The 20,918-nt window shown below is 66.8% G+C and carries 15 protein-coding genes; 9 read left to right on the top strand and 6 right to left on the bottom strand.

Translation table 11 applies throughout. The features are described 5' to 3' along the window. Window positions 1–85: 85 nt before the first annotated feature. Window positions 86–400, bottom strand: coding sequence for a hypothetical protein (locus tag GS4_RS25675; protein WP_040511083.1), 315 nt, complete (start codon window positions 398–400; stop codon window positions 86–88). A 687-nt stretch (window positions 401–1,087) separates the two neighbouring features. Next, a complete protein-coding gene (gene treZ, locus GS4_RS19130; RefSeq protein WP_157226696.1) occupies window positions 1,088–2,836 on the bottom strand; it encodes a malto-oligosyltrehalose trehalohydrolase in 1,749 nt (582 codons plus the stop codon). A 374-nt stretch (window positions 2,837–3,210) separates the two neighbouring features. Between treZ and GS4_RS19125 the strand changes: the two genes are divergently transcribed. From GS4_RS19125 to GS4_RS19085, 9 genes are all read left to right on the top strand, one after another. Next, window positions 3,211–4,068 (top strand): MlaE family ABC transporter permease, encoded by an 858-nt coding sequence (locus tag GS4_RS19125; protein ID WP_040511082.1) that lies wholly within the window; start codon window positions 3,211–3,213, stop codon window positions 4,066–4,068. A gap of 2 nt (window positions 4,069–4,070) precedes the next feature. Continuing rightward, the gene (locus GS4_RS19120; protein WP_040511081.1) at window positions 4,071–4,937 is read left to right on the top strand and encodes an MlaE family ABC transporter permease; all 867 of its coding nucleotides are present in this window, start codon (window positions 4,071–4,073) and stop codon (window positions 4,935–4,937) included. 15 nt (window positions 4,938–4,952) lie between these two features. Next, window positions 4,953–6,350 (top strand): MlaD family protein, encoded by a 1,398-nt coding sequence (locus tag GS4_RS19115; RefSeq protein ID WP_007623608.1) that lies wholly within the window; start codon window positions 4,953–4,955, stop codon window positions 6,348–6,350. Beyond that, entirely contained in the window at window positions 6,347–7,381 is a 1,035-nt protein-coding gene (locus tag GS4_RS19110; protein ID WP_007623606.1) for an MCE family protein, read from the top strand. Before GS4_RS19115 ends, GS4_RS19110 begins: the two co-directional genes overlap by 4 nt. Then, a complete protein-coding gene (locus GS4_RS19105; protein ID WP_007623600.1) occupies window positions 7,378–8,367 on the top strand; it encodes an MCE family protein in 990 nt (329 codons plus the stop codon). The genes GS4_RS19110 and GS4_RS19105 overlap by 4 nt, the downstream gene beginning before the upstream one ends. Next, complete coding sequence (locus GS4_RS19100) at window positions 8,361–9,470, top strand: MCE family protein (RefSeq protein WP_007623599.1); 1,110 nt, start codon at window positions 8,361–8,363, stop codon at window positions 9,468–9,470. The genes GS4_RS19105 and GS4_RS19100 overlap by 7 nt, the downstream gene beginning before the upstream one ends. Window positions 9,471–9,520: 50 nt before the next feature. Then, a complete protein-coding gene (locus GS4_RS19095; RefSeq protein WP_157226695.1) occupies window positions 9,521–10,678 on the top strand; it encodes an MlaD family protein in 1,158 nt (385 codons plus the stop codon). Further along, entirely contained in the window at window positions 10,675–11,853 is a 1,179-nt protein-coding gene (locus GS4_RS19090; RefSeq protein WP_007623597.1) for an MlaD family protein, read from the top strand. The genes GS4_RS19095 and GS4_RS19090 overlap by 4 nt, the downstream gene beginning before the upstream one ends. A gap of 62 nt (window positions 11,854–11,915) precedes the next feature. Beyond that, window positions 11,916–12,878: a hypothetical protein gene (locus GS4_RS19085; protein WP_007623596.1), complete on the top strand. Its 963-nt coding sequence runs from the start codon at window positions 11,916–11,918 to the stop codon at window positions 12,876–12,878. A gap of 6 nt (window positions 12,879–12,884) precedes the next feature. Here GS4_RS19085 and treY read toward each other — a convergent pair whose 3' ends face one another. The 4 genes from treY to GS4_RS19065 all read right to left on the bottom strand — a co-directional run bounded on the left by treY (window position 12,885) and on the right by GS4_RS19065 (window position 20,824). Then, the gene (gene treY, locus GS4_RS19080; protein WP_007623595.1) at window positions 12,885–15,221 is read right to left on the bottom strand and encodes a malto-oligosyltrehalose synthase; all 2,337 of its coding nucleotides are present in this window, start codon (window positions 15,219–15,221) and stop codon (window positions 12,885–12,887) included. A gap of 3 nt (window positions 15,222–15,224) precedes the next feature. After that, window positions 15,225–17,753, bottom strand: a complete 2,529-nt coding sequence (gene glgX, locus GS4_RS19075) for a glycogen debranching protein GlgX (RefSeq protein ID WP_007623594.1) — start codon at window positions 17,751–17,753, stop codon at window positions 15,225–15,227. 81 nt (window positions 17,754–17,834) lie between these two features. Then, window positions 17,835–20,045, bottom strand: a complete 2,211-nt coding sequence (locus tag GS4_RS19070) for an acyltransferase family protein (RefSeq protein ID WP_040511101.1) — start codon at window positions 20,043–20,045, stop codon at window positions 17,835–17,837. A 191-nt stretch (window positions 20,046–20,236) separates the two neighbouring features. Then, window positions 20,237–20,824, bottom strand: a complete 588-nt coding sequence (locus tag GS4_RS19065) for a TetR/AcrR family transcriptional regulator (RefSeq protein WP_007623591.1) — start codon at window positions 20,822–20,824, stop codon at window positions 20,237–20,239. Between the last annotated feature and the right edge of the window lie 94 nt (window positions 20,825–20,918).

Raw genomic sequence — 20,918 nt, 5'->3', positions numbered from 1 at the left:
ATGATCCAGTTCGAGAACTCACAGGCGAGATGCCAGCGGTGGCCCGCGATCATCTGGGGGAGAGTCGGCAGGGGGAACTCGATCGTCAAACGAGCCTCGAATCCGGCTGGGGTGTCCCTGAACTGATGGCGGATCCCGCCGACGTGGTGTCCGCCGTCATCTCGTCGAACGCCGCGACGAATCCGGCAGCGGTGCCGAACGGGATGTGCACGTCCACCGAGCTTATGCGCCGACGTCGGCTCAGCGACGACTGCGCTCGAGCGAGGGGCGCGGAGAACCGTAGGTCTCGACGCAGTCGGTGGGCGATCTCGTCGGGCCCGAGAGCGACCTTGGCCTCGAGGAGGGCATCCCGCGTGCGTCGACGGTGCCGAACGGCACCGGGGCGATTCGCAGTCGACACGCATGGTGAATCTCGTCGAGGCGCGGCCTCGGTGGGCCGTTGATGGGTTCTGTCGATGCTGGTGGGGTCCAGGTGACTCTGCCAGTGGTGCGGTCCAACTGGGTGGTCCATCCGACACGAACGAACTGGGTGCGGGTGGTCGCTTGTCGAAAGCCATGATCCTCATAGCCTCCGTCATCTACCCAGAACACTATCCGAGCCCACCGACAAACTCGTTCGCCGACAGTTCCCGGTCACTGCCCACAACACAACTGTCACCTGAGCGAACCGCGCTGTGCACCAACCACACCGCGCCACGCTGACGTGCCAGTAGTCCGAGCCCCGCTGCGCCGAGATGCAGATTTCACGCACGTGCAGCACTCCCGCGCACGGTCAACGGATCCGCGCGCACGATCGACGTAGACCGACTTCTGTCGGTGCCCGAACGATGCGATCGTCGATCCGCGACCTTTGCCTTCGAAATCGATCAATCGGACCGATTCCATTGCTATCGCGTTCGATCTGGAGGACTGTGCGCTGCTCGATGGTGACCTGAGCAACCTCTGCGGCCCTGTCACCAGAGAGTGTTCCGTCCGCTGCCCACTACAGGCAGGTCATCGAACAGCCCTGCGATTTCATTTCGCTCCCGCGACCTCGACTGAGGTCGCAGGTACGAGACGAGGTCGCGGGAACGGCGGTGAACCGCTGTCAGTCCACCCGACGTCCGACGATCACGTTGTGCCCCGGACTCCGCAGCCCGTCCGATACGACTCCGCCGTCGGACCAGGCGAGGACCGGCTCGAGCGTGATCGGTACGACCGTCTCGTCGGGCGACAACACACAGACGACGCTCATCGTCCCGCGATGCAGCACGAACCAGCCGGCGTCGGCGTCGTGCTCGACCGCTACGGAGGCGAAGTCGTCGCGGGCGATGTCCGGCTCGGTCCGGCGCAGGTGGATGAGCGCGCGGTAGAAGTCGAGAACGCGACGATGTGCGGGATCGTCGATCTCCGACCAATCCAGCTTGGAGTCGAGAAAGGTCGATTCCGCCTGGGGGTCGGGGACATCGGCGGAATCCCAGCCGTGCTCGGCGAACTCGGCTCGCCGCCCCTCGGCGGTCGCCCGACCCAACTCGGGTTCCGGATGAGAGGTGAAGAACTGGAACGGCGTGTCCGCGCCCCATTCCTCGCCCATGAACAGCATCGCGGTGAAAGGGGAGAGCAGCACCAGGGCGGCCTTGATCGCCAACTGACCCCCGGTGAGGTACGCCGACGGTCGGTCGCCGATCGCCCGGTTGCCGACCTGGTCGTGATCGCAGGTGAAGGCGACCAAGGACGATGCACGCACCACGTCCGTCGGAATCGGTCGACCATGGCCTCGCCGTCGGAAGGACGAGTACGTGCCGTCGTGATAGAAGCCACCTCGGAACACCTTCGCGAGCGCGTCGGGGTCGCCGAAATCGGCGTAGTAGCCCTGCCGTTCACCCGACACCGCGGCGTGGATCGCGTGATGCACGTCGTCATTCCATTGCGCGGTAAGCCCGTATCCACCATCGGCACGGGCCAGGATCATCCGGGGGTCGTTGAGATCGCTCTCGGCGATCAACGAGAACGGCCGGTCGAGGTCGGCCGCCAATGCGTCGGTCGAGACCGCGAGTTCCTCGAGGATGTGGACCGCGCGGTGGTCGGCTAGCGCGTGGACCGCATCGAGACGCAGCGCGTCGACGCCGAACTCGGCGAACCACCGCAGGGCGTTGCCGACGATGAACGACCGCACCTCGTCGGAGTCGGCCTCGGAGAGGTTGACCGCCGCACCCCACCCGGTCGCACCCTCGGTGAGATAGGGCCCGAACCGGTCGAGATAGTTGCCCGACGGACCGAGGTGGTTGTAGACGACGTCGAGGACCACGCCGACCCCGCGTAGGTGGCAGGCGTCGATGAAGCGGACGAACGCATCCGGCCCGCCGTAGGGCTCGTGCACCGCGAACCAGCCGACTCCGTCGTACCCCCATCCGTGGTCGCCGTTGAAGGCGTTCAGGGGCATGACCTCGACGAAGTCGACGCCGAGGTCGACCAGATGGTCGAGCCGATCGATCGCCGCATCGAGCGTGCCCGCGGGCGTGAAAGTGCCGACGTGCAGTTCGTAGATGACGGCTCCACGTATCGAGCGCCCGGTCCACCCGGTGTCCGGACGCGATGCCGGATCGACGGCCGACAACGCGGCCAGTCCGTGCACGCCGTCCGGCAGGCGGGTCGCCCGGGGATCGGGGATCGGGTCGGCGCCGTCGACGACGAAGCCGTACCGCGCGCCGAGGCCGGGCCCCGAGCCGGCAGTGGCGCCGGCAGCGCCGGACACGCGCCACCAGCCTCCACCATCGACCTCCATCGGACGATCGGCGGCCGCCTCGTCGTCGGTGCGCAACCCGACGGAGCCGGCGCGCGGTGCCCAGACGCGTATGTCGTCGATGTCGCGCGGGCCACGGAATGGTGTACCCGGGACCGGAAAGGACCGATTTCGTCCCCTCTGGTCGTTCGTCCCAGTTATCGTTTCCTCCACGTCGGCGGCCTTCACATCAGAGGGAGGGGTGGCGGGAACCTCGGTCACGAAACCCAAGGTATGTCGCCCCGGAAATCGCCGCAGGTGACGGTAGTGTGACCCGAAGCACAAGACGCTGAGGAGACGGGGTACATTACACCGGAGTAAAGCTGACTGACGGGGGACAGCAGGGCCGCCGACGGACTCCGTCGGGCCTGTCGGGGAACCGCTCACGGTGAGCGACCTGGGGGAATCGGGCTCTGCCAGGTGGGGCAGTCCAGACGCGAGGTAGGGGATTGAGTACTGACGCGGTGACCTCGGAGAACGAGGAAGTGCGCACGCGGCGCTCCGGTGGGATCAGTCGATGGTTCCGTGAGCACGTCATGGCCTCGTTCGACACCTTCGGACGCCAGATGGGCATGTTCGTCGAGGTGTTCAAGGTGCTGGTCGTCGACATCGTCAAACGACGGTTCCCGTTCGGCGAGTTCATCCGACAGTGCGCCTTCATGGCCAGCACCTCGGTGATCCCGACCATGCTCGTGGCGATCCCGATCGGGGTGATCGTCTCGATCCAGGTCAGCAACATCGCCGGACAGATCGGCGCCACGTCGTTCTCGGGCGCCGCGACCGGACTGGGGGTGATCCGACAGGGCGCACCGCTGGTCACCTCACTCCTACTCGCCGGGGCCGTGGGGTCGGCCATCGCCGCCGACCTCGGCTCGCGCACCATCCGCGACGAGGTCGACGCGATGCGGGTGATGGGCGTCAACCCGGTCCAGCGACTGATCTCGCCACGACTGTTGGCGACGATGGTCGTCAGCTTCCTGCTGTGTGGCTTCGTCTGCTTCGTCGGCTTCATCAGTGGCTACGTCTTCAACGTCTACTTCCAGGGCGGTACGCCCGGCAGCTACACGGGTACCTTCGCGTCCTTCGCGTCGACGGCCGACCTCGCGTTCGCCATCATCAAGGCGGTCATATTCGGTGCCATCGTGGCGGTGGTCGCCTGTGACCGAGGTCTGAACACCAAGGGTGGACCGGCAGGCGTCGCCAACTCGGTGAACGCCGCCGTCGTCAACTCGGTCCTGCTCTTGTTCACCGTGAACGTCATCCTCACCCAGGTGTTCACCATGCTCTTCCCGGCGAAGGTGGTGTGACGATGACCGCGTCCCGGTATGTACCCCCGCTGCTCCGCCCGGTCGAGGCGGCCAAGTCCGTCTATCGGGCCCCGCGCGGTCTGCTCGCGCAGATGGGGCACCTCATCACCTTCCTGGTGAAGTCCATCGGCTCGGTGCCCATCGCGTTCACCCACTACCGCAAAGAGGTCTGGCGCCTGCTCGCGGACGTCGCGTGGGGCAACGGCGCGATCGTGGTCGGCGGCGGCACCGTCGGCGTGATGATCATCCTCGGTGTCATGGGCGGCGCGACCGTCGGCATCGAGGGCTACACCGCGCTGAACCTCCTGGGCATGGGGCCGGTGACCGGTGGCCTCTCGGCCTTCGCGACAACCCGTGAGATCGCGCCGCTGCTGGCCGCGACGGCGTTCACCGCGCAGTCGGGATGCCGGTTCACAGCCCAGTTGGGTTCGATGCGGATCAGCGAGGAGATCGACGCACTCGAGTCGATCGCGATCCGTCCGCTGCCGTACCTGGTGACCACCCGGATGTCGGCCGCGGTCATCGCGATCATCCCGCTGTACGCGATCTCGTTGGCCGCCAACTACATCGCGTGCCAGGTGATGTTCCAGTTCCAGAGCGGTCAGGGCGCCGGCACCTACCTGTACTACTTCCACCAGTTCCTGGTGTCGGGCGACATGGTGTTCTCGTTCATCAAGGTCCTGGTGTTCGTGCTGCTGACGACGTTCATCCAGTGCTACTACGGCTATTTCGCGTCCGGTGGTCCGGAGGGTGTCGGCGTCGCCGCGGGTCACGCGATCCGTATGGCGATCATCGTCATCGTCTTCGCGAACCTGATCATGACCCTCGTCTTCTGGGGTACCGACCCCGGGATCCGGGTCTCGGGATAGGGGAGGCGACATCCGATGCAGATAGCCACCGACGGCCGCAATCCCTCACTCCTGCAGTACGTCCTGCGTGGGCTCATCTTCCTGCTCGTGCTCGTCATCGTGTTCGTGCTGCTGCTCATGCGCTACCAGGGCACCTTCACCTCGACGGTGCCGGTGCGCGCCCAGCTCACCGACGTCGGCGACGGACTGACCGATGGTGCCGACGTCCGCTACAACGGGCTGATCGTCGGCACGGTCTCGGCGGTCAGCCTCGGTGACGCCACCGGCGGGGGCACGCAGCAGCTCAAGAACGTCGACATCGATCTGGAGCCCAAGCAGGCGTCGGGGATTCCATCCGATGTGACCGCGCGGACGGTGCCGGCCAATCTCTTCGGCGTCAACGCGGTCGAATTGGTGCGGCCGGCCGACCCGGGCACCAGCCGACTCTCTTCGGGCGACACGATCCTCGCCGATCGGTCGCGAGAGACGATCAAGCTCCAGGATGCGCAGAACGAACTGCACGCGCTCCTCAAGGCGGTCCCACCCGAGGATCTCGCGGCGGTGCTCGGCACGCTGTCGGATGCGCTCAAGGGTGGCGGTGCCGTCTTCGGTAACTTCGTCCCGATCCTCGACAACTACTGGAAGAGCATCAACGCGCAGTTCCCGCCCGGCGCACCGTCCGGATTCGAGAACTTCGACCGCTCCATCCGCGGGTTGTCACAGTCGGCGCCGCAGTTACTGGATGCCCTCGGGCGCAGTGTGGTCCCGGCGATGACCATCGCCGAGAAGCAACGCGACCTGACCGCACTCCTGACCGCGACGGGTGGGTTCCTCGACGAGACCCAGGCGCTCTTCGCGCAGAACCCCAACGGCGGCAAGAACGTCGTGCGGGACCTGAACACGATGCTCGGCGCGCTGGTGCTGGAACCCCAGTCCCTCCCGCAGTCGATCACCGCCCTGAACAATCTGGCCGCGCGCGTCCTCACCGTGTTCACCGGTGTCAACGGCCATGTCCAGCTGAATCTCGGCATCGGGTTCGGCGCGTTCCAGCGCTATACGCGACAGAACTGCCCGGTGTACAACGGCGGGCCCTACGGACAATCCCGTGGGCCCGGATGTGTGGGACCGGGCACCGGTACCGGACCGACGAGTTCCGGCCCGCTGCAGGTGTACCCGGAGCTGAACCGAAAGGTCGCCTCTGCCTTCGGCCAGGTGACCACCAAGACCGACAACAAGACGCTGGGTGCCGCACTGCGGCGCCAGCCCAACGCCGCGGAGACGCTCATGCTGGGGCCGCTGGTCCAGTCCGTGACCCCGAGAAAGCCCTCGGCGAGCCAGAAGCCGAGTGCCCAGAAGCCCAGCGCACAGAAGCCCAGCCCGCAACAACCGAAACCGTCGGGTGCGGCCTCCGGCGAGCAGCGAGGTGGTCGATGAGCCAGCCACAGTCGAGCTTTCGTCGACCGCTGATCGGGTTCTCCCTGTTCGCGGTGATCGCGTTGCTTCTGACATACACCATCTGGTCGACGCTGGAGCGTTCCGTCCCCGGATCGACCACCTCGTTCAGCACCTATTTCAACGACGTCTCCGGACTGATCGAGGGAGACGACGTCCGGATGGCCGGCGTCCGCGTCGGCCGCGTCGAGTCCGTCGATCTCGACAAGGGCCGCGCCCGTGTGCAGTTCATCGTGGAGAAGGACCAGAAGGTCCTGAGCAACACGCAGGCATCGATCCGCTACCAGAACCTCATCGGCCAGCGCTTCCTGTCGTTGACCCTGGTCAAGGGGGAGAACAGCACGCCGCTCGCGGAGGGATCGAGCCTGAAGATGCCCTCGGAGGATTCGTTCGACGTCACCAAGCTCCTCTCGGGCTTCCAGCCGGTGTTCGACACTCTCCAGCCCGAGCAGGTGAATGCATTGTCGGAGGGCCTGATCCAGGCGTTCCAGGGCAACGACGTGTCACTGAGCAACACGGTGGCCGAGGTCGGCAGGCTCGCCAGCGACATGGCCGACCGCGATGCGGTCATCGGAGCCGTGATCACCAATCTCAGCACGGTGATGCGCGACCTCGCGGCTCAGGGGGACCAGGTGGGCACGGTCATCACCAGCATCTCCAAGCTGATCGAGAACCTGAACTCCAACTCGGCCGCCTTCGGTAAGTCGGTCAGTCAGATCGGCCGTACGGCCAGCGGATTCGCCGAGGTCCTCACCCAGAGCCGCGGGTCGCTGCAGGATGCGGCCACCGATGCTCGCGCCGCGACGCGAACGCTGATCAACAGTGGTTCGCGCCTCGACGGGCTCGCGAAGAACCTGCCGATCTTCCTGGGCCACTTCCCGATGGTGCTCGGCGAGGGGGCCTACCTGAACATCTACGCCTGCGATCTCGACATCGCCATCGGTGACGTCCTCTTCCCGCCCGGGCTGATCAACAAGATCGGCGGCACTCAGCATTCGGTGGTGTGCCGATGAGTTGGTTCTCCAGGCACTATCGGGACAACCGCCGATTCTGGTTCGGCGTCGCGGGCGCGGCGGTCCTGGTGCTCGCTCTCGTGGCGATCACCGGTATCGCGGGTGCGGGCATCGGCAAGAAAACCTACTACGGCGACTTCGCGCAGGCGGGTGGCATCCGGCCGGGCGACAAGGTGCGCGTCGCCGGGATCGACGTCGGAAAGGTCTCGGCGACGGAACTGTCCGGCGATCACGTGAAGATCACCATGAAGGTCGACAAGGACGTCGACGTGACGGCCAACGGCTCTGCCGAGATCAAGCTGTCGACCCTGCTCGGGCAGCGCTATGTCGATGTCTCGCTGGGTGACTCGACCGATCCGGCACACGACGGCCGGATCGCCCAGACCCGGGTTCCCTACGACCTGAACCAGACGATCGAGAAGGGCACCCCGATCCTGGCCGGGATCGACGACGAGCAGTTCGCCCAGGGTCTGCGCACGTTGAACCGTCAGCTCGCCGGCGCGCCCGCGGTGACCAAGCCGACGCTCGACTCGTTGACCGCGATGTCGAAGGTGATCACCAATCGGCGTGACCAGATCAACCAACTCGTCGACGACACCCGCACCATCACCGGGATCGTCGACGACAACCAGTTCCAGCTGGCGGTCATCGTGGGTCAGGGACGTCAACTGGCCGAGAAGATCTCCGCCCGCGAGGTTCTGGTGACCCGGATGCTGGACGGCATCGCGGCGCTGACGACGCAGGCGAAAGCGGTTGCCGCGGAGAACTCGAACCAGTTCGCGCCGATCATGGCGAACCTCAACACGATCACGCAGGGCCTCGAGAAGAATCGGGACAACCTGCGCAAGCTCCTGGAGATCCTGCCCGTGACCGCACGGTTGACCAACAACATCATCGGCGACGGGCCGTATGCCAACGGCTATCTGCCATGGGGCATCTTCCCCGACAACTGGCTGTGCCTGGCCCGGGTGGTGAACGGATGCTGAGCCGCGGGATGGGGCGTATCCGGTCGACCCTCGCAGCGACGGCGGTGGCACTCGGTGTGGTCGTCGGTGTCTCCGGCTGTTCGATCCTGCCGGCGTCGGTGTCGTCGGCCTTCGGCTCGACGATCACGGTGTCCGCGTTCTTCGACAGCGTCGCAGGACTCTACGAGAGCAACGACGTCGCCGTCCTCGGCATGCCGGTCGGACAGGTCACCAAGGTGGAGCCGCAGGGCAATCGGGTGAAGGTCACCTTCACCGTCGACAACGACGTCCCGATCCCGGCGAACGCCACGGCCGCCATCGTCAACACGTCGATCGTCACCACACGTCACATCGAGTTGTCGCCGACGTACTCCGAGGGCGCGAAGCTGACAGACGGTTCGGTGATCACCGAGACCAAGGCGCCGGTGTCCATCGACGAGCTGTTCGACTCGATCGACGGACTGGTGAAGTCGCTGTCGGGAACGCGTCCCGGTGAGGGACCGGTCGCCGACATGGTCGACATCACCGCGGGGATCGCCAGCGGCAACGGTGAACGCATGCAGGAGGCGATCAACGAGTTGAGCAAGGCCTCTCAGGTGGTCTCGCGCAACGGCGACGGACTGGTGGAGATCATCAAGGCCATCCAGAAGCTGACGACCCGACTCGTCGACAACTACCCCAAGATGAAGGCCTTCTCGAGTTCGATCAACCAGGTGTCGCAGATCCTGCAACGACAGTCGCCCGGTCTGGTGGCCACGCTGGGCAACCTGAACACCACCCTGCAGAACACCACCGAGTTCCTTCGCAACAACTCCGGGACCATCGGTGCCTCCACCGGCCGACTGGCTGCGCTGGCAGAGAACCTCAGCGACTATTCGCGACAGGTCGTGGAGACCGTCGACGTCGGCCCGCTGCTGTTCCAGAACCTCAGCAATTCGGTGTCGGCGGAGACGCGCGCGTGGCGTGCGCAGGTATTGCTCGACAAGTCGCTGCTGGACAACGAGTTGGTGTCGAAGTTCTGCCAGGCGATCAACCTCCAGGCCGACGGCTGCCGGACCGGCCAACTCAAGGACTTCGGCCCCGACCTCGGGGTGTTCAACGGACTGCTGGAGTTGAGCAAATGACCCGCCGCACAGAGCTGTTGCACACGGCCCTCCGCCGGCCCGGGCCGGCGATGCACCCGCACGGGTCCCGGGTGTCTGCGTTCCGGGTGAGCACCGACGGTCGGGAGCGTCGTTCCGGTCGTCGTGGCGTGCTCGCGGTCGCCGTCGCATCGATGCTGCTGTTCTCCGGATGCGGTGTCCTCCCCGGGCTGACCGTCGAGCAGGTGCCGCTGCCCGCGCCGGGTGGGATCGGCGACTCCATCGAGGTGCACGCCCGCTTCGACAACGCGCTGAACCTGCCGGGCCGCGCGAAGGTGAAGCTGAACGGCACCGACGTCGGTCAGGTCACCGACATCGTGGCCGAGAACTACACGGCGGCGGTCACCATGCAGATCAGCCGCTCGACCGCGATCCCCGTCGGAACGGGGGCAGAACTGCGGCAGGCCACCCCATTGGGTGACGTCTTCGTCGCGTTGCTGCCGCCTGAGAACCCGGCCTCGGCGGCTCGAATCCCGGCGGGCGGAAGCCTCACCGGACCGACGTCGGCCGCGGCGACGGTGGAGGACCTGCTGGTCAGTCTCACCGGCGTCGTCGACAGTGGCTCGCTGAACTCGCTCACCAGCATCATCAGTGAGTTGAGCAGTGCGGTGTCGACCAACCCGGACCAGCTGAACGGTGCCGTGGAAGGACTCACGACCGCGATCACCAAGTTCAACGCGAACGCGGGCCGGGTCGACTCCGCACTCGCCAACACCCGGGTGCTCACCGGGCAGCTCGCCGCCGGTCGCGCGCAGATCATGGCGTCGGTGAACAAGCTCGGTCCGGCGTTGAACGCGGTCAACAACCAGATGGGTCTCATCCTGTCGACGCTCGACAAGACCGATCGCGTCACGTCGGCGACCAACGACTTCCTGAACACCAACCAGGGCAACATGATCGAGATGCTCGGCCATCTGTCCACGGTGCTCGCGGGTCTGCGGGACACTGCGACCACACTCGGTCCGCTCGCCGACAACATGGCCAAGCTGACCCCCAAATGGGCCAAGTCGACCGCGAGCAGCGCGGCGTCGGTCTCGGCGAAGGTCTACTTCCTCAGCCCCGGCGTCGGCGTCGACTCCGCGTCGCGCCTGCCGGAACTCCAGGACGTCGACGAGGGCTCTGCGGCACTGCAGCAGACACTCACGCGACTGCTGGCCCGACTGACCGGGACGAAGGGGTGCTGCGGATGAGTTCACGTGGCTCGGGCCTGTTCGGTTGGTTGCGTTCGCACAGCGTGATGGTGGGCAACCTCGGCCTCATCGTGGTGATGCTGATCGGGTTGGCGTATCTCACGTTCGGGGCACTGCGATGGCAACCGCTGCAGGGCACCTACGCGTTGACCGTGCACTTCCCGATCTCCGGTGGCCTGCAACAGACCTCGATGGTCACCCTGCGCGGCTCCCGGATCGGGGACGTCACCGACATCCAGGTCCGTCCGGAGTCGGTGGACGTCTCGGTGGAGATCGAGGACGACGTCAAGATCAACCGGAACTCGGTGGTCGCGGCTCTCGGCCTCTCGGCCGCGGGTGAGCAATACGTCGACTTCCAGCCGCCGACCGCCGACGGCCCCTACTTCGCCGACGGTGACGTCATCCAGGCGACGCAGACGCGGGTCACCGCGCCGTTCCCGAACCTGCTCGAGTCGTCGTTGAACGTCATCGAGCAGATCGATCCGGTGAAGCTGCGCTCGATCGTCGACAACCTCGAGGTGGGTCTCAATGCCGATGGCACCAACCAGTTGCGCGTCCTCTTCGACTCGGGCGGGACGATCTTCGCCGATCTGTATCGGGTGCTCCCACAGACCACCAAGCTGATCCAGGACTCCGGCACGATCCTGAAGACGACGGCTGAGATCCAGCCGGACTTCGGGTCGACGGTCGCCGGGATCAGTTCGGTGATCAACGCGGCCGCTGCGTCCGACAAGGAACTGCGGACCCTCCTCGGCCGCGGTCCCAGCCAGTTCACCAGTCTGAGCGGCTCGTTCGGGCAGATGCGGGATCCGCTCTCCGACGTACTCAAACAGTTCGTGGAGATCTCGCGGCAGGGCGCGTTGCGCGCTCCGGCACTGGCCCAGCTGTTCCCGTCCATCCGCGACGCCGGCATCAAGAGCATGTACATGTTCCACGACGGTGCGTGGTGGGCGTTCGGCTCGTTGTTCACGCGGCCGTCGTGCAACTACGCGGTCACACCCAACGATCCGACCAAGATCCTGGAACTGACCATCCCGACCAATCTGTACTGTGTCACCGAGGACGAGCGGCAGCAGGTCCGCGGTTCGGCCAACGCGCCGCGTCCGCCGGGCGACGACACCGCCGGCCCGCCACCCGGGTACGACCCGAAGGCACGGACCGTCCCGCTGGGATAGCTCCGAATCCGGCTCTGCGCGGCCCAGTACCGACATCACTTTGAGGACGTGACCCACCACTGATGAGCGAACGCGACTCCACTCCCGACGAGACCACTCCGGACGACGAGTTCGAGACCGTGCCGGCCGATGGCGCCGACCTCGACCCGACCGCGGACGACGACACGCGAGACGGTAGCTCGGGGGACGGTAGCTCGGGGGACGACGATGCCGTGGCGGACAGCGCCGGGGTGAGCGGGACCGGGACGACCGAGGCGACCGCCAAGCGGCCGACGTCGAAGGCGTCTCGCTCGGCGGCGCAACGTTCCGCGACCCGTGCGTCGTCGGCTGCTGCCGCGGAGGACGAGCCCGACTCGGAACCGCCGACTCCGGATCCGAAGTCGGCGAGCGGACGCCAGATCTCGTTCACCGTGTCCGGACGCGGCGTCCTGAAGGCGATCGCAGCGCTGGCGGTGGTCGCGCTCGTGGTGGCGGTCGTGCTGCTGGCCCTGCAGGCACGCCAGCAGTCGCAACGACTCGACGCGTTCACCGACAGCAAGGCGGCCTCCGAGGAGTTCGTCACCAAGCTCGTCAGCACGCTCAACGCGGAGAACGCGGACAACTACAAGGAACTGCTCGGCCCGCTGTCGACCGGCAAGCTGCGCGAACGGCTCGAACAGGATCGACAGGCCACCCAGCAGAACGTCGAATCGCTGAAGTTGCAGGCGACCTCGTCGATCAAGCTCTCCTCGGTCGAGTCCTTCGGCACCGACAGCGCCAAGACCTTGGTGATGGCCGAGGTCTCCGGACGCAGCGCAACTGCCCCGAACGGCACCTCGAATCTGATGGTCTTCCGACTCGACCTCAGCAAGGAGGACGGTCGATGGCTGGTCTCCAACGTCGACGGACCGCCCGGGAGTGCCAACGGACAGATCGATCCGTCGCAGTCGTTGCCCGGTGGGGGCGGTGCGCTCCCCGGCGCCACCGGCGGGGCACCGGCCCCGGCGACCCCGACTCCGGCGCCGCAACCGGCGCCGGCGGGCTGATCCGCCTCAGACACGCTCGAGCAGCGTGACCCCGGTCCGTGACATGGCCGTCGACAACGGGATGCTCCCGGAGTACTCGGAGTCGTCGGCGACGTCGCGCCATCTGCCTGCGGGGAGTGCCACCGAAGTCGTGGCGCACCGTTCGTGGTCGAGGCTGTGGGTGAAACGCGCCGCCAGGACGACCACCTCGGCGGAGTCGTCGTGGCCGCGACCGAATGCCACCACGTGCTCGGCCGCCGGCCCGGACGCGCTCAGTCGCAGATAGGTGCCGCCGACCCCGAAGGCGGCCGGATGGCGGGTGCGTAGGGCCAGCGCGTGCCGCACCACCGTCGTCTTCGGTCCGTCCAGGGGCCGGCGGTAGTCGACCGGCCGCCGGTTGTCCGGATCGACGAGCGAGTCGTCCCACCATTCGGTCCCCTGGTAGATGTCGCCGACGCCGGGGCACAGCAGCGTGATCGCCTTCCGCGCAACGGACTCGAGTTCCCACGACCGGCGGATACCGGCGACGAACTCACTGATCGCGGCCGCCGAATCGCCGCCCAGCAGCGCGTCGATCCAGCTGTGCACCGCCGACTCGAAATCGTCGTCGATGTCTGTCCAGGTCGTTCGCAGCCCTGACTCGCGTATCGCCTTCTCGGCATAGGCGTGCAACCGCTCGCGCAGATCGTCGGTCACCGGGCCGTCGACCGGCCAGACACCGATGAAGTTCTGCAGCAGGAAGTATCCGGTCAAGCGATGCGGTGGCGGCTGATCCCGCCACAGCGCGTCGACGAGCTGGGTCCACCGCTCCGGCACCTGCGCCAGGATCGCGATGCGGGCCCGCACGTCTTCACTTCGTTTCGTGTCATGGGTCGAGGACGCGGTCATCGCGAGTGGCCAGCGCTCCGCACGTGCCTCGTTGTGCGCGTGGAAGTCCCGGAGATCGACCGCGGGCTCTGCGGGGTCCCCGCCGACCTCCTGCGCGGACACCAGTCGGGCGGTGCGGTAGAAGAGACTGTCTTCCACGCTCTTCGCGGTGACCGCCCCGCCGGTCTGGGCCAGTCGGGCCGACGCGGCGCCGTGTCGGCCGGTGGCCTCGACGACCGTGGCCACCGCACCGGCGAGACCCGGACGGGTCGCACTCACTCGCGCGGCGGTTGCCTCGAGCCGACTCCGCAGGGCGGGGTAGTCGGCCCGGTAGACGCCGAGGTCGGCGATGATCTCGGCGGTGGCGGTCGACAGCAGCTCGGGTTCCCCGGGCACCGGGAAACCCTCGGCGTCGGGACCGCTGTCCGCCCGTACCGCGGCGACGAGCCGACGGTGTTCGGTCGGGAAGGTCTCGGCGATGGTCTCCAGTTTGCGGGCGTGCTCGGTCGAGCGAAGCCATCGGCCGTCACCCGCGACCCCGGTCAGTCGCTCGTGGATCTCGGCGAGTGCGATGACCCCCGTAGGCGCGGTGAACACGGCGTCGATGATGCGGAGCTGGTCGTAACCCGTGGTCCCGTCCACCGGCAACGACGGTTCGAGTGGCTCGTCGGTGGCCAGGATCTTCTCGATGTAGAGCAGTCGGTCCGGCCCCAGGTCGGCACGCAATCTCTCCAGGTAACCCTGTGGGTCCCACAGGCCGTCCGGGTGGTCGACCCGGACACCGTCGACGAGGTCGTCGGCGATCAGCTCGCGTAGCCATCCGTGGGTTGCGTCGTAGACCTCCGGGTCCTCCTGGCGCACGCCGGCGAGTTCGTTGATCGCGAAGAATCGTCGGTAGCCGATCAGACCACTGCGCCAGGGGACGAGGCGGTAATGCTGGCGGTCGTGGACCTCGGCCGGTGTGCCGACGCCGGTGTCCGGGGCCAGGGGATAGGCGTGATCGTAGAAGTGCAGCCAGCCGTCGCGGATCTCGAGCGCGTCGAGGTCTGTCTCGTCTCCCAGGACGGGTAAGGCGATCCTGCCGTCGACGCCGTTGTCCGGTGCGAAGTCGACGTCGAAGTACTTCGCGTAGGCCGACTCCGGTCCTCGTGCCAGCAGGTCGGCGAACCACGGGTTCTGTCGGGCGTCGGCGACACCGGTGTGGTTGGGCACGATGTCGACGATGAGCCCGAGCCCGAGTTCATCTGCGGCGGCGCGGAGCCCGCGCAATCCGTCGGATCCGCCGAGCACATCGGCGACACCCGGCGGCGGGACCCAGTCGTATCCGTGCTGCGAACCGGCCGTGGCGCGGCCGATCGGCGAGAGGTACAGGTGGCTGACGCCGAGAGCCGCGAGGTGGGGCAGGACGGCGGCAGCGTCCGCGAACCCCAAGTCGGGGGTCAGCTGCAGCCGGTAGGTGGCAACGGGAGCCGGTCGGTGGGCACCGCCGCGGCTCACCGATCAGCCCACCTTACGGAGCACGAGGACCGAGCGAGCGCCCACCGGGACGAGATCGCCTGCGGCTGCGATGATCTCGCGGTCACCCGTCGAACTCGTGGTGTCGAGCGCGACCTCCCACTCCGGGCCGTACACCTCGGGCGGGAGACGGAAGTCGATCCCGCCGTCGTGGGCGTTGAAGCAGATGTAGAAGCTGTCGTCCACGATCGTCTCGCCACGTTCGTCCTTCTCCTGGATGCCGTCGCCGTTGAAGTAGACCGCGAGGCTCCTGGCGAAACCACTGTCCCAGTCTGCGTTCGTCATCTCCTCGCCCGCGGGTGTGAGCCAGGCGATGTCCACCTCCGGGTCGCCCCAGCCGGCCTGGTTGCCGGCAAAGAAGCGGCGGCGGCGGAAGACGGGATGCTCGGTACGCAGGGCGATGGCACGACGGGTGAACTCGAGGAGATCGGCGTTGGTCTCGCGCAGATCCCAATCCATCCACGACAATTCGGAGTCCTGGCAGTAGACGTTGTTGTTCCCGTCCTGTGTGCGGCCGAGCTCGTCGCCGTGTGCGAGCATCGGGGTGCCCTGCGAGAGGAACAGCGTGGCCAGGATGTTGCGCTGCTGCCGGGCCCGGAGTTCGAGGATCTCCGGATCATCGGTGGGGCCCTCGACGCCGCAGTTCCACGAGCGGTTGTGACTCTCGCCGTCGCGATTGTCCTCCCCGTTGGCCTCGTTGTGTTTTTCGTTGTAGGACACCAGGTCCCGCAGGGTGAAGCCGTCGTGGGCGATCACGAAGTTGATGCTGGCCAGCGGACGGCGTCCGGTGGCCTCGTAGAGGTCGGACGAGCCGGTGAGTCGCGATGCGAACTCGCCGAGGGTCGCCGGCTCCCCACGCCAGTAGTCGCGGACGGTGTCACGGTACTTGCCGTTCCATTCCGTCCACAGCGGTGGGAAGTTGCCGACCTGATAGCCGCCCTCACCGACGTCCCACGGCTCGGCGATGAGCTTCACCTGGCTCACCACCGGATCCTGCTGCACCAGATCGAAGAAGGCCGACAGACGGTCGACGTCGTGGAGTTCGCGGGCGAGGGTGGACGCCAGGTCGAACCGGAAGCCGTCGACGTGCATCTCGAGCACCCAGTAGCGCAGCGAGTCCATGATGAGCTGCAGGGTGTGTGGATGGCGGCCGTTGAGGCTGTTGCCGGTGCCGGTGTAGTCCATGTACATGGCCGGATCACCGTCGACCAGGCGGTAGTACGCCGCGTTGTCGATGCCGCGGAACGAGACCGTCGGGCCGAGGTGGTTGCCCTCTGCCGTGTGGTTGTAGACCACGTCGAGGATGACCTCGATGCCGGCATTGTGGAACTCGCGGACCATCGCCTTGAACTCGGTCACGGCACTGCCGGGGTGCGAGGCATACTCCACGTGCGGTGCCAGGAAACCGAAGGTGTTGTAACCCCAGTAGTTGCGGAGTCCCTTGTCCTGCAACACGAAGTCCTGCATGAACTGATGGACGGGCATCAGCTCGATCGCCGTGATGCCCAAGGCTTTCAGGTGGTCGATGATCACCGGGTGGCACAGTCCAGCGTATGTTCCGCGCAGGTGTTCGGGAACATCGGGATGTGTTGCGGTCATCCCCTTGACGTGCGCCTCGTAGATGACGGTCTGGTGATAGGGCCGGTTGGGCGAGCGGTCGTTCTGCCAGTCGAAATACGGGTTGATGACGACGGAAACCATGGTGTGGCCCAGGGAGTCGAGTTGCGGCATCTCCGGGGTCGGTGGGTCCTCGGGCAGCGGCTCGGTCGCGACGCTGCCGATCTCGGGTGGCGTCTCCGACGTCGGGGCAGCTGCTGCCTCGTCGTTCGCGGTGTCGGCGGTGGGGCCCGCAGCTGATCCGATGGCCGCAGGAGTCGCGACTTCGGCCGTGTCGTCCGCGGATTGCGCATCGTCGGAGAGGATCTCATCGGACGCGTCGCCCTCGGAGGCGTCCGCGGCAGCGGGGTCCTCGGCGTCGGTCTGCGCGTCCGCCGCGGCCCCGGCGAACTCTGCGGCACGCTCCGCGGCCTGCTCTTCGGTGCCCGGGAGCGGGTACGAGAACAGCGATGCGTCGCCGTCGAATGCTCCGTCGAACGCCTTGCCGTACGGGTCGAGCAACAGCTTGCTCGGATCGCATCGCAATCCGCGGTCGGGATCGTAGGGGCCGTACACCCGGAAGCCGTAATGCTGCCCGGGCCCGACATTCGGGAGGTAGCAGTGCCAGCAGTATCCGTCGACCTCGTCGAGGGCGATGCGGCGCTCGTGCCCGCGATCGTCGACGAGGCAGAGCTCGACCGCGGTCGCCACCTCGGAGAACAGCGAGAAGTTGGTTCCCGCACCGTCATAGGTGGCACCGAGCGGATAGGGGGTGCCAGGCCACACGATGATCGGCGCTGCGGGCGCCTCGGTCGCCGGCGCGACGTCGAGGGCGTGATCGCCGATCGTGGGGCTAGCGCCCCCCGGCTGGCCGGACATGGCATCAGACTCGCCGTCGGCGGTCGGGGAGACGGTCATACCCACCTTCCACTGATCATGAGACGACCCTAGTCGTGGTCGGCGCGCCGGTCATCTCGGACGCCTGTCGGTCGCCGACGGTCAGTGCGCAGCCGGTCCCGTCCACGGGATCGCGAGGCCCATCTGCCGACCGAGTTCGTCGGTGAGGCTGCGGACGTAGGTGGCGCTGAGGTGGTGCCAGTCCTTGTAGACCGTGATGTTTCCCGCGACCGCCGGACACAGATCTGCCGAGCACACTCCGTTGGACAGATCGAGTGCGTGGAACATCGGACGGGTCGCCGCGAGTGCTTTCGCCGGGTCATCGGGTGCCAGCGCGAGCGAACGGTTGGTCCCGCAGCTCTCGGCGTCACCGCCGTCGGCCAGACAGGTGGGACTGTCTATCGCGCCCTGGGCATTGTGCGGCCACGGGGTGTCGCGGATGCCGAGGACCGGGATGCCGGCCTCGATGAACTCGTCGAAGATCGGCGTGTAGGTCGGCGGAACCCAGTCGCCGGGTTCGTAGTCGCGCGGTCGCGTCGAGTTGGTGAACACCGCATCGGGTTTGTCCGCGATGACCTTCTTCATCACGCGCATCACCCAGTCGTGACACTGCGGGTAGGGGACACCTGCCTGCTTGGGGACCAACTCGGTGGACATCGGGCACCCCATCTTCAGATAGGTGGTGACCTTGAAGTGGTTGCGCTTGCCGAGGAGGTTGAGGGCGGTCACCCACATCTCCGCGTGCGACCCACCGATCAGCGCCAGGGTGCGGGTCGCGGTGGGATCACCGTAGGTGCCGACGTGGATGTCCGGATCGTTGAAATCGCTCATGAACCCGTCGGTCGACGTCTCCGGGAAGTCCTTGGTGACGTTCAGCGCGGACGGCTGCGGGTCGAGGGCGGGAACGGGTGTCCCGTGGAGCAGCGCACGACCACCCGGGTACAGCCGCGGATCCAGGTTCGCGGTGTCGACGACGATGTTGGACACGTGGCGGTCCCACAGCTTGATCCCGACGCCGGTGAACAGCGTGCCGACGACCAGGACGGTCGTCACCACCGAGGTGTAGCCCAGCCAACGGCTCCGGCCGTCCCGGCGGCCGCGTGTGAGCGTCGATCGGCCACCTCCCCGGAGCGGATCCTCGATGTACCGCTTGGTGAGCCAGGCGAGGGTGATGGACACCGCGATCAGGCCGACGCCCTCGAAGAAGTTCGCGTGGTCCTTGTCGCGCCAGGTGAGGTAGAAGATCAGCAGCGGCCAGTGCCACAGATAGAGCGAGTATGCGACCGTACCCAGCCAGACCGGCCACGAAGCGGCGAGGAAACGGTTGACCGCGGGCATCGCCTGTGACTCGGCGGCGTTCGCGGCGTGCCTGCGCCGTGGTCGTTGCAGCGCGGTGGCACCCGCCCAGATGATGACCATCGTGGAGACGACGGGGACGAGGGCGAGTGGTCCCGGGTAGGAGTCGACACCGTCGATCCACCAGCCGCACGAGATGATCAAGCCGAGTGCGACGACCGCCGCGACGTTGCGAATCCAGTTCGGGATCCGCATCTTCGGCAGCCAGATCGCCAACAGGCCACCGGCCAGCGGCTCCCAGAGGCGGGAGAGCGTGTCGTAGTAGTTGAACTGCTGGTTGACGCCCATTCGCATGTGCGCCCAGTAGAAGGACACGGCAGCCACGGCGATGACCGCCCCGGCGACCAGCGCGCGGATGACCGCGGGCTCGGCGAAGCGGGACACGAAGCGCGCCATCAGTTTGAGCAGACCGGCGAACGCGAGGGCGGTCAGCAACGTGACCACGAAGAACTGCCCCTGTACCGACATCGACCAGATGTGCTGCAGCGGACTGTTCGCGGAACTCGCCGCGAGGTAGTCCTGTGAATTGAACGCCAGATGCCAGTTCTGGTAGTAGAGCGCGCTCGCGATCAGCTCGTTGCCGACGTTGACCCAGCGGGTCTGCGGCAAGATCACGAGCGTCAGGATGGTCACTGCCAGCAGCACGGTCATCAGCGCCGGCAGGAGTCGGCGTAGGAGTCGCTTGAGACGTGGCCACGGATCGACGGTGTCGCGCCAGGTGACGTGGACGGCCTGACTGTGGATAGCGTGGCGCAGCAGCGAGCCGATGAAGAAATACCCGGAGAGGGTGAGGAAGACGTCGACGCCGCCGGAGACCCGGCCGAACCAGATGTGGAAACACGCGACCAACGTGATGGCGATGCCGCGCAGACCGTCCAGGTCTGTGCGATAAGCCGGCACTGTCGGCGGGGTCGCCGCTGCTGGCGCAGGCGGATCTATACGCGTCGGAGCTGCCAAGACCGGTGCTGTCTTCCGTTCGTCGGGATTCGTGAGGGGGGTGTTCACCCTGCACACCGACACCGCGGGCGCTGATCACCCGGGGCATGGTGGCCGGTGTCGGGAAGAAATGTACCCGGCCAACCTGTGAATCAACGATTCAGACACCGCGCGCTCAGGTATCCCTCAGGCTCTGGTGCGGGGCGTCCGACTCAGGTCGAGGAAGGTGTCCGCGGCTCGATCTCGGCGCCGGCACGGAGTCGTGCTCCGTCGAGGATGACCGCAAGGCCATCGGCGAACTCGCCGGCGAAATCCCGATGTGACGGCCCGGTGACGCCGAGGCGTTCCATCTGGTTGCGGGTCTGTTCCTCGATCGTCAAGCCGATGGCCAGCTGGCAGACTGCCGTCGCGACGGCCTGGGCATCGCGGGTGTCGAGACCACCGGCCCGAGCCGTGTCCGCCACGTCCGCGGCGATGGACTTCTGCGACAACCCGCTGGCCCAGCTCGACGACACGACTTCCGCGCTGTCCGGCACGGCGACCAGGGCTGCGCGCATGGCCAATGCGAGGTGCTCGAGGCGCTGATCCCACGACCAGTCCGCGTCGGGGCCGGCGACGTCGCCCAGGATGTCGTCTGCCAGGGCAGCCAACATCGTCTGTTTGTTGGGGAAATGCCAGTACAGCGCGTTGGGACGCACTCCGAGGTCGGTCGCCAGTCGACGCATCGAGAGGTCGGCGAGGCTGTGCTGGGTCAATATGTGCCGTGCCGCGGCGAGGACATCGGCTCGGCTGTTGCTCACCGGGCCAGCCTAACGGGCGCCATCGCGTCCGGCGCGCGGTTCCTGTACGCCGTCCAGGCAGTGCCTGTACAGTGTCCAGGACCACACGGCCGCG

The organism is Gordonia soli NBRC 108243, from assembly GCF_000334455.1.
In the GTDB taxonomy this organism is placed as follows: domain Bacteria; phylum Actinomycetota; class Actinomycetes; order Mycobacteriales; family Mycobacteriaceae; genus Gordonia; species Gordonia soli.
The sequence above is the reverse complement of the archived record's forward strand: the minus strand, read 5'-3'. Positions and strand labels throughout refer to the sequence as shown.

Excerpts from the sequence above, each read along its gene's own strand:
- GS4_RS19120 (WP_040511081.1), top strand. The coding sequence starts at position 4,071 with ATGACCGCGTCCCGGTATGTACCCCCGCTGCTCCGCCCGGTCGAGGCG.
- GS4_RS19115 (WP_007623608.1), top strand. The coding sequence starts at position 4,953 with ATGCAGATAGCCACCGACGGCCGCAATCCCTCACTCCTGCAGTACGTC.
- GS4_RS19110 (WP_007623606.1), top strand. The coding sequence starts at position 6,347 with ATGAGCCAGCCACAGTCGAGCTTTCGTCGACCGCTGATCGGGTTCTCC.
- GS4_RS19105 (WP_007623600.1), top strand. The coding sequence starts at position 7,378 with ATGAGTTGGTTCTCCAGGCACTATCGGGACAACCGCCGATTCTGGTTC.
- GS4_RS19100 (WP_007623599.1), top strand. The coding sequence starts at position 8,361 with ATGCTGAGCCGCGGGATGGGGCGTATCCGGTCGACCCTCGCAGCGACG.
- GS4_RS19095 (WP_157226695.1), top strand. The coding sequence starts at position 9,521 with ATGCACCCGCACGGGTCCCGGGTGTCTGCGTTCCGGGTGAGCACCGAC.
- GS4_RS19090 (WP_007623597.1), top strand. The coding sequence starts at position 10,675 with ATGAGTTCACGTGGCTCGGGCCTGTTCGGTTGGTTGCGTTCGCACAGC.
- GS4_RS19085 (WP_007623596.1), top strand. The coding sequence starts at position 11,916 with ATGAGCGAACGCGACTCCACTCCCGACGAGACCACTCCGGACGACGAG.
- glgX (WP_007623594.1), bottom strand. The coding sequence starts at position 17,753 with ATGACCGTCTCCCCGACCGCCGACGGCGAGTCTGATGCCATGTCCGGC.